16 protein-coding genes are annotated in these 15,167 nt (G+C 34.5%); 4 read left to right on the top strand and 12 right to left on the bottom strand.

From position 1 onward, the window contains the following. Window positions 1-94 precede the first annotated feature (94 nt). The 6 genes from QNH20_RS03660 to QNH20_RS03635 form a co-directional block, all read right to left on the bottom strand. Complete coding sequence (locus QNH20_RS03660; protein ID WP_283921577.1) at window positions 95-1,483, bottom strand: UDP-N-acetylmuramoyl-tripeptide--D-alanyl-D-alanine ligase; 1,389 nt, start codon at window positions 1,481-1,483, stop codon at window positions 95-97. A gap of 5 nt (window positions 1,484-1,488) precedes the next feature. After that, the gene (locus QNH20_RS03655; protein WP_283921576.1) at window positions 1,489-2,565 is read right to left on the bottom strand and encodes a YheC/YheD family endospore coat-associated protein; all 1,077 of its coding nucleotides are present in this window, start codon (window positions 2,563-2,565) and stop codon (window positions 1,489-1,491) included. A gap of 47 nt (window positions 2,566-2,612) precedes the next feature. Further along, window positions 2,613-3,926 carry a YheC/YheD family endospore coat-associated protein gene (locus tag QNH20_RS03650; RefSeq protein ID WP_283921575.1) on the bottom strand — a complete coding sequence of 438 codons (1,314 nt, stop codon included), beginning with the start codon at window positions 3,924-3,926 and terminating at the stop codon, window positions 2,613-2,615. A gap of 25 nt (window positions 3,927-3,951) precedes the next feature. Continuing rightward, entirely contained in the window at window positions 3,952-4,668 is a 717-nt protein-coding gene (locus QNH20_RS03645) for a glycosyltransferase family 2 protein (protein WP_283921574.1), read from the bottom strand. A 205-nt stretch (window positions 4,669-4,873) separates the two neighbouring features. Further along, on the bottom strand, window positions 4,874-5,458 hold the full coding sequence (locus tag QNH20_RS03640) for a hypothetical protein (protein WP_283921573.1): 585 nt from the start codon (window positions 5,456-5,458) through the stop codon (window positions 4,874-4,876). Next, the gene (locus QNH20_RS03635) at window positions 5,382-5,885 is read right to left on the bottom strand and encodes a hypothetical protein (RefSeq protein WP_283921572.1); all 504 of its coding nucleotides are present in this window, start codon (window positions 5,883-5,885) and stop codon (window positions 5,382-5,384) included. The genes QNH20_RS03640 and QNH20_RS03635 overlap by 77 nt, the downstream gene beginning before the upstream one ends. Before the next feature lie 363 nt (window positions 5,886-6,248). Here QNH20_RS03635 and QNH20_RS03630 point away from each other — a divergent pair, with 363 nt between their 5' ends. Continuing rightward, entirely contained in the window at window positions 6,249-6,950 is a 702-nt protein-coding gene (locus QNH20_RS03630; RefSeq protein ID WP_283921571.1) for a glycosyltransferase family 2 protein, read from the top strand. Between the two features lie 182 nt (window positions 6,951-7,132). Here the strand turns inward: QNH20_RS03630 and QNH20_RS03625 are convergent, their stop codons facing one another. The 4 genes from QNH20_RS03625 to cysC form a co-directional block, all read right to left on the bottom strand. Further along, window positions 7,133-7,846 (bottom strand): glycosyltransferase family 2 protein, encoded by a 714-nt coding sequence (locus QNH20_RS03625; RefSeq protein ID WP_283921570.1) that lies wholly within the window; start codon window positions 7,844-7,846, stop codon window positions 7,133-7,135. A 79-nt stretch (window positions 7,847-7,925) separates the two neighbouring features. Further along, complete coding sequence (locus QNH20_RS03620) at window positions 7,926-8,657, bottom strand: glycosyltransferase family 2 protein (protein WP_283921569.1); 732 nt, start codon at window positions 8,655-8,657, stop codon at window positions 7,926-7,928. 162 nt (window positions 8,658-8,819) lie between these two features. After that, window positions 8,820-9,962: a sulfate adenylyltransferase gene (gene sat / locus QNH20_RS03615; protein ID WP_283921568.1), complete on the bottom strand. Its 1,143-nt coding sequence runs from the start codon at window positions 9,960-9,962 to the stop codon at window positions 8,820-8,822. A gap of 6 nt (window positions 9,963-9,968) precedes the next feature. Continuing rightward, the gene (gene cysC, locus QNH20_RS03610; RefSeq protein ID WP_283921567.1) at window positions 9,969-10,598 is read right to left on the bottom strand and encodes an adenylyl-sulfate kinase; all 630 of its coding nucleotides are present in this window, start codon (window positions 10,596-10,598) and stop codon (window positions 9,969-9,971) included. A 416-nt stretch (window positions 10,599-11,014) separates the two neighbouring features. Here cysC and QNH20_RS03605 point away from each other — a divergent pair, with 416 nt between their 5' ends. After that, complete coding sequence (locus QNH20_RS03605; RefSeq protein WP_283921566.1) at window positions 11,015-11,782, top strand: sulfite exporter TauE/SafE family protein; 768 nt, start codon at window positions 11,015-11,017, stop codon at window positions 11,780-11,782. Between the two features lie 480 nt (window positions 11,783-12,262). Here the strand turns inward: QNH20_RS03605 and QNH20_RS03600 are convergent, their stop codons facing one another. Then, window positions 12,263-12,748 (bottom strand): sulfotransferase domain-containing protein, encoded by a 486-nt coding sequence (locus QNH20_RS03600; RefSeq protein ID WP_283923340.1) that lies wholly within the window; start codon window positions 12,746-12,748, stop codon window positions 12,263-12,265. A gap of 48 nt (window positions 12,749-12,796) precedes the next feature. After that, the gene (locus QNH20_RS03595) at window positions 12,797-13,018 is read right to left on the bottom strand and encodes a hypothetical protein (RefSeq protein ID WP_283921565.1); all 222 of its coding nucleotides are present in this window, start codon (window positions 13,016-13,018) and stop codon (window positions 12,797-12,799) included. Window positions 13,019-13,219: 201 nt separating this feature from the next. Here QNH20_RS03595 and QNH20_RS03590 point away from each other — a divergent pair, with 201 nt between their 5' ends. Together QNH20_RS03590 and QNH20_RS03585 are read left to right on the top strand one after the other, a co-directional pair. Then, complete coding sequence (locus tag QNH20_RS03590) at window positions 13,220-14,014, top strand: PHP domain-containing protein (protein ID WP_283921564.1); 795 nt, start codon at window positions 13,220-13,222, stop codon at window positions 14,012-14,014. A gap of 279 nt (window positions 14,015-14,293) precedes the next feature. Continuing rightward, window positions 14,294-15,127, top strand: a complete 834-nt coding sequence (locus QNH20_RS03585) for a sulfotransferase (protein WP_283921563.1) — start codon at window positions 14,294-14,296, stop codon at window positions 15,125-15,127. Window positions 15,128-15,167 lie beyond the last annotated feature (40 nt).

Raw genomic sequence — 15,167 nt, 5'->3', positions numbered from 1 at the left:
ATAAAAAAATAGATATACCATAACGTATGTAATTTTTAAAACGAATGACACTTAAAAACCGCCATGGAACCACAGCGGTTTTTCACAATTCTTATTAGGTAAATCGATACTTTTCTACTACCTTTCGGAATGAAGGGTCCATTTTACCCAGTGACATTTTAAATAAAATCATCATTTCTTCTTTTCGAATTTCAGCTAATTTGGCTTCCAATTCTAATGCATCCATAACAGGATGAACTTTATCCGGGGACATTCCTAATGCAATCGCACTTTCACCTGTCAGCCTTGCTGATGAACCAACTGTAATTAAATGATCAACCCCGCCAACATCTATTATCGTTTTCCCCATTTGAATATGCTGTTTGCTTACTTGATTTCCAAGTCGCTGCATCTTCCCAAGGACAAGTACTTCTGTCTTCCCGTCTGAGGTCTTTTTAAGAACATCGATGGCTGACTTTACAGAGCTTGGATTACAACTCCAAGTATCATCAATCACAGTTATGTTACCCGCACCATTATATATTTTCACATGCCGCTCCATTGTTCTATACGTACTGAGCCTTTGAATCGCCTCTTCGATTGGAATACCAAGAACAGTTGTTGAGGCAATGGCCGCTAGACTGTTATATACATTGTGCTCTCCATACCCAGGGATAGACACTCTATATTCGTGGTTCTCAACATGCAAAGTATAAAGCATCCTATTATTCTCAAATTGGATATTCTCAGCTCTATATTCAGCTGCCGGATCCTTACCAAACGAAAGGACCCTTCCTTTAAATGAAGCAATTGGTAAAGTTTTAATATTTTGATCATCGGCATTAATGAATAATATTCCTTCATCGGATAAAACGTCTAACATTTCTCCCTTTGCCCTGATATAATTTCCTAACGTCCTACAGCCCTCTAAATGCGCTTCACCAATGTTCGTTATGATTCCGATTGTGGGTTTGAAATATTTTCCGCTATTCTTAATATTGCCAGGGTATGCAACACCCATTTCAAATACCGCTGCTTCCGTTTGCTCATTTAATCCCAGCAAATAGTGCAAGTTTAAATGAAGACCATTTTGACTGAAAAGGGTAGAATGGACCTTCATAGTTCGGGTTAAAATATGCTTAATCATGTCCTTTGTTGTTGTTTTTCCACATGTGCCGGTTACCCCGATAACTGGAATCTGAAATTGATTTCGATAATAATCGATAAATCTCCAATATGAATCCTTACAATTCGCAACCAAAATGACGCTTGCTGTCTCTGATACCTTTGAGAGGATATCTTGATCTTCCGTTACAACAGTATAATTTGTTTTTCCCAGTAAGCAATCATCCCTTATTGCTTTTTTACCACTGTGAAAATACAAAGAATGTTCACTAAGATTGTTTGCCTTCTTTACTATTTTTCGAATTTCGTCATCGGGATTTCCTTGCAGCAGTTTCCCATTTATCGTGCCAATAAAATCAGAAAGTTTGAGAGTTTTCATAAAAATTACTCCTGTTCAGTCTTTAAATCTATAAGATACCGGGCATAGCTTATTGGTGTGGTATATGTTGCTTTCCAAACATCCAGCATTTTGGCCTTACCAAAGGTAATTCTTAAATCGCGTCCATTACATTCTATAAACATTGGAAAACCATCTTCTGTTATGCCAATATCCAAACCCACATCTGCCAGGCTAGGGAACTGAATGACTAATTCCTTTACTGCTTTAATGGAGAAATCTTCAATATTCTTATAGACATTGTCATAATCCAGTCCAGGAGAGCCGTCTACTAATTCTCGAAGAGAATTACACGTTCCACCCTTTGCCACATTGGTCACGTAACTTCCTAGTTTAGCTACTTTTCCAACGATTCCTGTTACCTGCCATTCTCCTGAGCCGTTTTTTTGCACCGATACACGCAAATCAAACGGGCTGCCTTGATACTTAGCTAGCGGGATACGCTGTTGAATCAAATAATATCTGTTAGCAGCCCTTTTCCGGAGGATTCCCGGTAATTCACTCGAAAAAAACTCCTTATTTTGATTGTGGTTAACTGTCCAAACTTCATTATCTGTTCTCTCGACCATCATCACCCCGCCGCCAAGGCTTCCGCTATTAGGCTTAATGATCAGCTCAGTATGTTTTTCCATCATCTCTTTGAGATTTTCTATACTTGCTCTTTTAGTTTCAGGTAAATGGGGACGTAATTCTTCATTTTGTATTAGAATTTCATGAACAGTCATTTTGCTATAACGATTCCAGCTGTTGAAAATCGTAAAACCTGCATTTTGAAGATTTAACAGTTTAACCTTTGCTTGTTTCGTAAAAAAAAGACCTCGATTATGAATGACCGAAGGAATAGGAATAGTTCTCAATTTGTATCTGCCATTCGTTTCTTTCACTAATGCCTGAATCCATTCCGAATCTGGTGATACATCCCCTAACCGAAAAAAACATGGCATTAAATCAAATCTTTTACCTGCCTCTTCATAAAAAGCTACGCGTTCATAATAGGAATAACCCCGCTTAATTCCGCTATACACCAATCCATCAACCAAAATTCCAATATATGAGTTTCCCAATTTATCAAACCTCCACGGTTATACAACTACCTTGGAATGCCGGATCGTTAAAAACCAGCTAATGTCTTTGCATATTCGAAAGGAGTCGTATAGAGTGTACGAAGCAGCTTGCGATTTTTCAGCTTTACGAGACTTCGATAGCCGAAATCTTTATTAATCTCCAGGATCCATACTCGCTGATTAGCATCTACAATAACATCTATTGCAACATCACCGTTATTCCCAAACTTCTTATCTAATTCTTCACATACAGCAATACACTGTTTATAAATCTCACCTTGGATTTTTATTGCCTTGGCATGATCCGTATTAAAGATTGTTTTAATAGCTTCAAGGCCTGGCAGCAATTTTTCTGTAAAGTATAAATTTGTTACAACCGCGCCCTTTTTGGCCAATCGGCCAATCATTCCTTGACAAACCCATTGCCCCATTTTATTTTTTTGGGCATATACTCTAAAATCTATCTGTTGATTATTAACTAAAGATTCAATCCCCTGTTGAATAATGTAATTTTTGCCTTTACATTTATTTAAAAATTTATTTAACTGTTCACCTTTCCCAAGACAAAGAACCTTTTTCATTCTATCCATAAATTGATAATTTCCATGTAGGTCCATGGTTACTTTATAGATTCCGATACCTTGGCGTCCATTTGAAGGTTTTATATAAATAACATGATAGTGTTTAATCAACTTGCTTAATTGCTCTTCAGTATCAAGCATTTCAGTATAAGGAAAATATTTTTGAAAATTTTTATCTTGCTGGCTCATTTTGGCAATATCGGCCTTTAAAAAAAAGAAAGAATTAATAATTCGATCTCCGATTGATGAAATCAAATCATTGTACCGATACCCCTTTATAAGTTTTCTTTTATATACTGTATTTGGATAAGGAAACACACCGTAAATCCATCTTGTTTCTGGGTTTTTCCCATTAGGATTATAATAATACCCTTCAATGGTTTTCGTTGATGGATTAATCCCTTTTGCAGCACAAATAAATACTAGCCCATTAATTTTTTTGTAATTTTTAAAACGGTGTTTGAACAATTCCAGTTTTTGCGGAGACATATTTTTCTTGCCCCGATAGGCCAAAAAAGCTATTAAAGGTCCTATTGTTAGATAACGATTTTTTATAACAATTTCATAAGAAAGTTCTTCTGGAAGTGTAAAGGATTGTTTTAATTCTATTGGTATACCAATCGTATCCTCGGGTAATTCGTCGTTAATTCTAACAAACATTTCCCTAACCCATACTCCGATTTTAATGATTAGTTTTGAAACATTAATATCATGAATTTTCGCAAGTTTCATAGAAAATTCAATCATGTCAGGTTCAGTTATATGAATAATTTTAATCATATTTCACCTTCTTTTTACCGGCTTACTAATCTGGGTTAACATATTCCTGAAAATTATCGGTAAATGCGATTCGTTTTGAGGTTTGATTGAAGTAATTTGTGGATGGGTTCCATGTATGTGAATCATCACCATGTCTGATATAGGCAAAATTAAATCTGCTTGTGGAACAGATACGATAGCCTTTCGCTCGGCATCTTTGGGTAAAGCTCAATCCCTCGCCAACGTTTTTATCCGGAAAGGGCACTTTTTCCATTATCTCTTTCTTTGCAATAATCGTTCCACCTTGAAGAATTGAAACTCGCTTGTGTTCTCTTTTTGGAAAGCGGATCCTTAGTTCTTTTGTTAGAGAATTATACATATAGCAAGTGCGTTTTCCTACTACATCAACATTTTCTTTTTCAAACGTGTTCATAGCTTCTGTTAAAAACAAAGGACCATAATAGTCATCATCATCAAATTTCGCGATATAGCCATATTTTGCTTTGTTTACCCCAAAGTTTAGACATCTTCCTAGAGTAATATGATCTGAAAGTTGAAAAACGGAAACTTGGTTATACTTTTTTGCATATTCTTCCCACTCAAGTAGATTCATTGAGTCATTATTTAAAATAATGATCTGTTCTTTTTCCGGCCAGATTTGATTTTCATAGCTTGAAAAAACGTTATCGATGTAATCCAGTCTGTTTGTTACGGTTACAATAGATACTCCTTTTATCTTCTTTTGTAATGTTTCATCATTCAATAATGCTCCCAACCCTTCTGAATGAATGTTTCTGCTTTATCCTATTCAATTAGTGGAAACATGCTTAGGTATTAAACTAATACATGCAGGGATTTGTATTTACCTTTTTACCACTGGCTGGAAACAAAGAAAGGTAGATCTCGTCCAAATTGTCCCTTTAAAAACAGATAGTTTTTTCCATAGGTAAAATAATCCTGTTTTCTTTTCAAAAATTATTTATTTTAAAGTATTTATAAAACCAATCTTCAAGGTTTTCGGGAATAACATTAAAAATTTGCGGAGATACCTTACTGCTTAATTTCCTTTTTATTATGCTATTGTTATCTCCATGAAAGAGAACCCAAGTAACAAATGGAAAATCGACCATTCTAAAATTTTTATTTTTAAGAAATAATGTAACCTTATGATGAGACCAAATTGCCCATTTAAATTTTGTTTTCACAACATCGTTCATTCTTGAGGTCCTAGGGAAATCCTTGTTGGAAAAATAAAATACGGCACTACTTCCGCAGCCTATAAAAAAAAGATCCTTTACCCATACCTGTTGATTTATCAAACTAGCCATACATCCCTTGTTTAAAATAAACGCATCAGAAACGGGGGCTGTCCTAATAAATTCAACAAATCTATAGTGTATCCAATCATCCGCATCGAGTGGCATAAAGTATCCTGCAAACCCTGTTTTCCTTAAATAGGCTCCAATAACTATACGTTTACGAAATTTCGATACTATATTGACTAATATATTTTGGGCGTGAAAATGAAACAGATAACCATGTAACACGCTCATGATTAATTTCTTCTATATTTGGTTTCTCATGTCCCGCAATTATTATCCGAAAGTTCTGGTCAGTGTTGTTTAATATTGTTCTCAGTGTTCTTGATAAATTGTTCTGAACTGTAGTCCAATTGCGAGATACTTTTTTACTTTTTAGAGAAATACCAAAGGCAACTTCTAATTCATTTGGTTCAGTAATGCTATTAGCTTTATTTTCCTCAAAATAATCATCAACTCGATCCAATCTTTCTTTAAGCGAGGGAAAGGTGTCTGAAGCTTTGCTTAGATCCTCTTCCAAATATTCGGCTATCAAAGCTTTATAATGATGGTCCTTAGATCTCTTAGATCTCTTTGTTCTTTTAATTTTTTTCCATTTTTGTTTGAATTTCTTTTTTAAAGTGATCCCTCTTTTCATTTTTTTTACCATTCCTTTTAACATGTTAATGTGCTTGTCTTAACTTTAATATCCTATTCTCTATGATCAGAAATGTTATTGGAAAATCCGATAATATCTTAGACATATGGATTAATTTTATTTTGACACTTACATTGGTATAGAGATGGCATATGAAATAATTTCTGTTCGGTAGGACAATGTCCTTTTCATAAAAGCTTATTGTGAATATGATAATGCAGGATAATTTAATAGATTTGATAAGTGAGACAAGGCTTTTTTTAGCCGATAGGAAAGTTTACCTTTCCTATCAGGCATAAGTGCAACTACGCCTCTGTCTTCGCCTAACGGCTCGCCAATCGGCGAGTTTTCTTTAAAATAATCAGCTATTTAAAGTTAAGGAGGAAGATGATGTTAAATAATGTTTCTGTTTTGATCCCTTACAAACCGGACAATGGTTTAAGAGATAGATTATTTAAATGGGTTAAGGCTTTTTATGAAACCATGATGCCTGAAGTGGAATTGTGTATTGGTGAAACTCTTAGTGAACCTTTTAATCGTTCCCAAGCCATTAATATCGCAGCTAAACAGGCTACAAGGGATGTTTTTGTTATTGCTGATGCTGATGTTTTTTATGACCCCCAAATCTTAGTTCAAGGGATGAGGCTACTTGATCAACATGCTTGGGTTATTCCTTACTTCACATGGCAAGATCTATCAGAATCAAGTACTGAAAAACTACTAGTTCATTCTCCCCAATGGCCTTTACCATTTAAAGTAAAATATAAAGAACGGAAATTTAAGAAGTCTAAACCAATTAGTGGAGTGAATATTGTTACTAGAGAAAACTTTAACAAGGTTAAGGGATTTGATGAAAGGTTTGTAGGATGGGGGAGAGAAGATAATGCATTTAAAGATGCAATGAATACTGTATGTGGACCGTTTATTAGGCTAAAATCTACCTCAATCTATCATTTATGGCATCCAAAAGTTGGATTTCGTGGAAATCCCAACATTGGCAATAATAATAAATTATTTAAACGTTATACTAAAAATAGAGGAAATATAGATAAAATGAAAAAATTGATAAATGAGCGTGACCAAAAGTAGAGCGTTTTTTATAGTATGATGAACGATTATCTGCGAGCTTTTGATGAATACTATATGAGATTCTTTCATCAAAATTAAATCTCTAAACCAAGGAATAGGCCCCCAAAAGATTATCATTTGGGGGCCTTATAATTGCCAACTCCAGCATGGTCTCATCCAACGATGAAAAGTGTGCTGCCATTCTAATCCGTATCATAATATCTATTCACATGCGCTTTAAAGTGATCTGTATTTCTAATCCTTAAAGATGTCGCCTTTAAATACTGTGATCTAGGCTTCCAAGTATTGGTTCCATCATCTCTTCTAATATAGGTATAATTGTATCGGCTAGTTGAATAAATTTTAAAGCCGTGTTCCACGCAGCGATATAAAAAATTCACATCTTCTCCTAATGAAATATTTGCAAATCTAACTTTACAGAACACTTCTTTCTTTGCCATAATGGTTCCACCATGAACTTTCGATATAAACCTGTGTTCCCTTCTTGGAAAACGGAGTCTTAGCTCCTTCGTTAGGGAATTATGCATATAATAAGTTCGTTTTCCCACTATATCTGCATTCTTTTTTTTAAAAGTGTTCATTGCCTCTGTTAAATAGAATGGTCCATAATAATCGTCATCATCAAATTTCGCAATATATTCATACTTCGCTCTATTTACCCCAAAGTTTAGGCATGCACCTAAGGAAACGCTTTGAGGAAGTTGATATACAGTTACATGATCGGTTTGTTCTGCCCTATTTACCCAATCTTCAAGTATTAAAGAATCATTATTTAATATAATAATTAATTCTTTCGTTTCCCAATTCTGATTCTCAAAATTCGAAAAAATATTTTCTAAGAAACCTACTTTATTTGTAGAAACAACAATCGAAACACCCTTATTTTCAACAGTCAATATATATTCACCCTCTCTGTAAAAGATCTCCTGCGATAATTACAATTCCATCATGGTCTTGTCCAAAAATGAAGTGTGTTCAGCCATTCTCATCCGTATCAGGGTTTTTATTTACGAACATTTTAAAGTCATTTGTATTTCTAATCGCTATAGATTTCCGCAGTAAATACCCTGATTTAGGTTTCCAAGTATGAGTTCCATCACCTCTCCTAATATAGGAATAATTGTACCGACTGGTTGAAAAAATTTTAAAGCCTGCTTTCCTACAGGCGGATAAAAAAAATACATCTTCCGCTAATGATCTATTTGGAAATCTAACTTTACTGAACACTTCTTTCTTTGCGATAATCGTTCCACCTCGAACCTGTTTTACCCACCTTTCCTCATTTCTAGGAACAAGAAGTCTTAGTTGCTTAGAATTTAAACTGTACATAAAAGCAGTTCGTTTCCCAACCACATGGGCATTCGTTCTCTTAAATGCACTCATTGCCTCACTTAAATAGGATGGTCCATAATAATCATCATCATCAAATTTCGCAATATAATCATATTTTGCTTGGTCGACTCCAAAATTCAGACATTTTCCTAAGGAAAATCTTTGCGGGAGCTGATAGACAGTTGTGCACTTGTATTTTTCTGCCTTCTTTAAGCTATCTTCAAGATTTAATAAATCATTATTTAGAATGATAATTAATTCTTTATCCTCCCATATCTGATTCTCAAAATTCGAAAAAATATTATCTATGAGACCTATTTTATTCGTACAAGCGATAATCGAAATACCACTTTTCTCCTCATTTTGTCCAATCAATAGCTATTCACCCTTTCTTTAATTTCCTAGCATATATCCATATTCATCCCTATTCAATTTAACTCTTATTGAAAAGGACAATCTCATAATAAATAAGGTATTCAATTTCGTGAAAAATGTTTGGGGCTTTATGCCATAACCTTTATCGTTGATTTGCAGCTTTCATTCTGAATTCTTTAACCCATTGATTAAGATCTCAATCACTTCGGGCCGGCTAAACTCCGGAGGAGGAGTAATCCCGTTACGGAGCATTTCTCGAACCTTTGTACCTGATAAATGTAAATGGTCAGTTTTTCCATGAGGGCACGTTTTACTTGAAGCCATACTTTTACATTTTGTACAATAAAAGCTATGTTCAAAGGAAAGAATCATGATGCCAATCTCTTCAAAGCTAAATTGTTTAAAGATTTTTTGTGCATCATAGGTTCCGTAATAATTACCAACTCCAGCATGGTCGCGTCCAACAATGAAATGTGTACAGCCATAATTTTTTCGAACAAGGGCGTGGAAGATAGCTTCTTTTGGGCCAGCGTACCTCATGGCTGCAAGAAAAACACTTAAATATACACAGTCATTTGGGTAATAGTTTTTTAATAAAGCTTCGTAACTTTTCAATCGAATAGCCGCTGGAATATCATCGGATTTTGTTTCGCCAACTAAGGGATTTAAAAACAAGCCGTCAACTATTTCCAGTGCTGTCTTTTGGATATATTCATGAGCTCTGTGAACAGGATTTCTCGTTTGGAAACCTACAACTGTGTTCCAATTCCTTTTTTCAAATTCCTTTCTTATTTCCAAGGGAGTTTTGTAATAGAGGTTAAAATCAGGATGTTTGGGTGGAATTTTTGTTAATGTAATAGGACCTGCTGCATAACCATTAGGACGTTCCAAAAGTTTTTTGACACCAGGATGATTGGGATCTGTTGTTTGATATACTTTTTCTGCTTCCTCTTTTTTATTGGGTGTATAAAGCTCTTGTAGCTCTAATACACCGTAAGTTTCATTTTTAAATGTTAGTCTCACCTTTTCCCCTATCCTTAGCTTCTGTGCAGCTTTCTCTGAAACAGGAAGGGTAATAGGAATACTCCAAACAATCCCGTTTGCTAATCTCATATTCTGTTTTACAGATTCATAATCTTTTTTTCCTAGAAAACCAACTAGCGGGCTGTATGCTCCATTTGCGATTAACTCTAAATCAGAAAGTGCCATTGCATCCATTTCAATCTCAGATGAAAGAGCAGAAAAATTGTAATCTAAGTCTACTCGATTAATTAACTTACCGCCGTGAGGAATACTTAATGTCAAAATCAATCACTCCTTTGTATTTAATACAAGACTAGCTTTATCGAAGAGGTATGAAATGAGAATTTCAACTGATACATCAATTGATAATTTATTTGTATCAATAACGATTTCTGGATTTCTTGGTTCTTCATAAGGCTGATCAATTCCAGTAAATTGGGTTAATTCTCCTTTTCTAGCCTTTTTATAAAGTCCTTTCGGGTCTCTGTTTTCACACTCCTCAAGGGAACATTTGATGTATACTTCAATAAATTCACCTTGTTTAAAAAGTGCTCTTGCATTTAACCTCTCTTTTTCAAATGGAGAAATGAGTGCAGCAATTACAACGATTCCAGCATCTACAAACAGTTTGCTTATTTCAGCTGTTCTTCTTATGTTTTCTTGCCTATCCTCAGCAGTAAATGAGAGATTCTTATTTATGCCATAACGGAGATTATCTCCATCCAATAAATAAACATTAATGTTTTTTTGGAATAATTTATGCTGAAGAGCATTGGCAATGGTTGACTTTCCTGATCCTGATAATCCCGTAAACCAAATCATTATACTTTTATGACCGTGTTGTTTTTCTCGATCTTCTTTTTTGATTGCTGATTGATGCCAGAAAACATTATTCTTTGGCTCACCATTATTATTCAAAATGCTACTCCCCTTTCTAATTGTTTTTACCTATTCGGTAAAAAACCGCATTTTATAGCTTTAAGGAACCAAGTTTGTTAACAATTCAGTGTATGAATAGATTGAAACAATGGAAACGGCATGTATATAAAACAAGCAAAAGACCAGGAAAATTAAATAAGTTAATATAAATTTAATTGCCAGCTAACGAGATACTGGTAATACTTATCTGTTAAGGGTCAGTACATTTAAATTATTTTTACTATATTTAATTCTTTATATTACTTTTTCAGCAAAATAACTAGTCCATCTTAACGTACATTTACATATTCTGTAATAAGAAATAAGAAATCATCACTACCATATGACTTGTTTTAAACACCTTTCTACAGTTTGGTAGTAGATTTAATCCAATAAAGATTGATAGGGGAGTGAAAATGGAAATAGGAATTATTATTATGGGGATGTTTGTTGGGTTTCTTGTTGGTTTGACTGGAGTAGGAGGTGCAGCACTTTTAACTCCGATTTTAATGCTAATAGGAATAAACCCAATCGTAGCTGTTGGAACCGACCTATTTTATAATTCTATAACAAAATTGTTTGGAACAATCCAGCATTGGAGAAAGAAAACAATTAATGGCCGGTTAGTTTTGTATTTTTCTTTCGGAAGTATTCCAGGTGCGGTAATCGCAATCGTTTTACCGAGGGTCTTTGACTTTTATTTTCAAAACCTAGAACTGATTATTAAGCATTCCATTGGGTATGTTCTCATTTTCGTCGCCGCCGCAATGATTTTTCAAAACTTTTTTAGTAATCGCTTTGAAACTAAACTTGGGGAGACCGACGCTATAAAAGGGAAAAAAGGGCTAACCATTCTGATTGGTTTCTTTTTAGGATTTGTTGTAGGTCTCACATCGATTGGGTCAGGCTCCTTATTTGCACTTGCATTGTTGTACATTTATCGAATAAAAACATCGAGTGTTGTTGGCACAGATATTGCTCATGCCTTTGGTTTAGTTACTGTGGCTGGGATCCTGCATGCAGGTCTTGGTAATGTCGATTATCTCTTGGCATTTAATCTATTAATAGGGTCAATACCCGGAGTTATATTAGGTAGTAATCTTTCCACAAAAGTACCTGCAAAACCGCTTAGATTCATTTTGGCAGTGATCTTATTTATTAGCGGCATAAAAATACTACTATAGTTGAAAAGGGCTGGAACAAGCATCGAAATTTCATTGTCAAGATATTGTGGTGAAAATGACATTATCACTCCTATATCGCCAGAGATTGGTCTTCCTTGGGATGGTTGGCTGCCAAAGGCAAAAGATAATTTTAGGAAAAACAAAAAAACATTATAGTACACAATATAATGATAAACAAAAAGAAAATGTTCAAAAGTACTTAAAAAAAGAAATTGATTTATTGGGATACAAATTCCAAAAACTTCAAACAGAAAGAGAATGAAACAGGAAAATAGTAAAAGATTTTATTCAATAAGTTTATTATGTGGAGGAACATTGTTGCGGTCTTTTTAGCCCCACTGCCAAAAGATCTTCATCATTGAAAGCTTCCAACAAATTTACACAAAGAGGCTGAAACGCCTCTTTTTATATTCCTAGTTCTTCCCTCCTCAATTTAAGAAAAACCGCCTTCTTTACAGAAGCACGGTAACATTCTTTTCATTAGCGATCCCAATTAAACTTAACCCCCAAATAATCCTCCAATTCCTCATTATACGGTTTAAAGTATTGAATTAATCTTTCCCTCATATGCTTCTCCATTTTAGGGTATCGATAACTACCGTTCTTCGTGTACTTATAATTCCATTCAGATATGTCTAAAAATTGACAAACTTGATTTAAACCTTTTATTGGATCATGGTAGTAATTTTCACTGTTTATAATCAAAATCTGTTCTTTTGGAAAAAAGTTCATCCATCTTTTCAATTGTTCTACATATTTTCCTCTTGCTAAATAGGTTCTATTATTATATTTTCGGAAAATTCCGTCTCCCTCCTGATTAATAGCTTCCTCAAAAGTTAATTTTTCCACACCCCTCCTTTTTAAATGGTGATAGTGAGAGTATGCTCTATCAACGGGACTTCTTAACAATACAATTAGCTTTACATCCGGCATGGCATTAAATACCCTTTCAGGAACTTCTGGTATGAAGAGGTATCTTGGTGATGCTTCACCTGTTATTAAATCTTGTTTATTTTATAGTTTACTATGAAGTAAAGGGAACTGGCTTTTGTACCAATCTAAACCTTTTCTAAATTCCTTCTCTACATCGAAAAAATGAAGCTCTTTCGTTTTCGCTCTTACAATTGACGGATGTTTAACATAAAGTGTAGTCGTTCCACATTTCATCGCACCAATAATTACGAAATCAGGCATGTTTTTATGAGAATCTGGGAATTGCTGTTTATTTTTCTCCAATTGTTATCCTCCTTAATCATTCTCCATTCTTAGATAGGATCAAAATAGTATATGAAATGCAATTTATTTAAGGTTGAGTATTTGCGGAGTTAAAATAGAAATGGACGATATATTGCCAAAACTGAGGTATATTATCCTTTATAATTGACCTATTCCGATGAGAGAATGCTTCATATAATAATAAAAAAGGAGAGAATTTGATTGGAGATTAAGAAAATCCTAGAGAATGGTTATTTTGATTTGCATTTGCACACAACCGCTTCAGATGGCAGCTTTTCCCCGAGTGAAGTTGTAAAAATGGCAGCGCAAAAAGGATTAGTTACTATTGCCATAACAGATCATGATACAACAGATGGAATTCAAGAGGCATTACAAATGGCAAGAACATTGAATGTAACAGTTATCCAAGGTATTGAATTAAGCACGAAGTTTAACGGAAAAAACATTGATATTTTAGGTTATTATATTCATGAATCAAATGAGTTATCCAATGTTTTACAAAAAATGAGGGAGCATCGTTTTAATCGCTCTCAATTGATTGTAAATAAGTTTTGCGAATTGGGGATGGCAATTACATTAGATGATGTTCAAAAATACAGTAAGGGCGACGTAATTGCCCGCCCTCACATTGCAAAAGCAGTGGTTGATAAAGGATATGCTAAAAATACTCAAGAAGTATTTGATCTTTATTTAGGAGATGGAAAACCATGTGCAGTGGATAAGATGGTTCTCTCTCCAAATGAGGGATTAACCTTGATCCATAACGCTGGTGGGATAGCTGTTTTAGCACATCCTTTACTTATTCAAGATGATTCATTAGTAGAGGAATTAATGCAGCTTTCATTTGATGGAATTGAAGTTTGGCATCGTAAACATCGCAAAGAAGACATCATCCGATATAAAAATCTAGCAAAAAAGTATAACATCCTAATGACAGGCGGCTCAGACTTTCATAATGAAGATCATACGATTGGGGAATTTGGATTCGAACTCTAATGAAAAAGAGCTGTTACCTCTAAGACAGCTCTTTTCTTTTATGAATTTTTTCAATCCTTTGATTAAGATTTCGATTACTTCAGGGCGACATAAACTCTGGAGGAGAGATATCCCATTACGGAGGGAGTAAAGGCTTGGAAGGCTATTTTTGAGCAAGATAACTAGTCCGACTTAACGTACATCTACATAAACTGTAAATAGAAGTATGAAATCACCACTAGCGTTTAACTTGTTATTATTCACCTTTCTACTGTCATACCAACAAGGAGGCACAAAAAAATGACTGATTTCAAAAAAGATGTAATTATGACGGGAATTCCAAGAGGAGGTACTACATTATCTGCGGCCTTATTAGATAGTTTGAAAAATGCAGTTTGCTTAAGTGAGCCGCGATGGCAATCAAAGTGGTTTAAAAACATCAAAGATGTTAATAGGGTGACAGAATGTGTAATGAATGATTATAAAAATATCCGTCGAAGAATTATAGAAAATAAACCAATTATGGATACCCGCAACGAAGATGGCACCCCGCTTACAAACTATTATTCTAAAAGAAGATATGGGCGGCGGGTCAGCGTCCGAAAACATGGAGCGTTTACCTTTGAAATAGAAAATGAAAACTTTTTGTTAGGTATGAAGCACAATGAACATTATACGGGTATCCTCCCCCAATTATTAGAAACCGATGTATTTTCTATCATTGCGATTGTAAGACACCCCGTTCCAACAATCTTGTCTTGGAAGTCATTAAATCTTTATATTAGTAATGGCCGGATGCCGTATGCAGAGCCATTTTGGAAAGAACTTCGGGAAATAACCTGCTCAAGTGATAAATCACTTCTCACTTTTGTTAAAATTTACGATTTATTTTGTCAGCGCTACTTATCATTTAGTAATGAGATTCATCTTTTGAAATATGAAGACATCATTAAAAATCCACAAGTTTTTGAAGAACTTACTGGTCTAACATATAAGAATAAAGTTGAATTATCAAATCGAAATCAAAGTAAAAACTATAATTTTGCCTTAGCTGATGATATAAAAAATTTAATTACTATTCATGCCCCCAATGCATTAAAGCTTTATCAAATGGATGAAGAATCTATCAGTTAGATCTCCTTTCGTTATATATTAAAATGACTCCGGTATTACT

It is taken from the genome of Neobacillus sp. WH10 (genome assembly GCF_030123405.1).
In the GTDB taxonomy this organism is placed as follows: Bacteria; Bacillota; Bacilli; order Bacillales; family Cytobacillaceae; genus Neobacillus.
The sequence above is the reverse complement of the archived record's forward strand: the minus strand, read 5'-3'. Positions and strand labels throughout refer to the sequence as shown.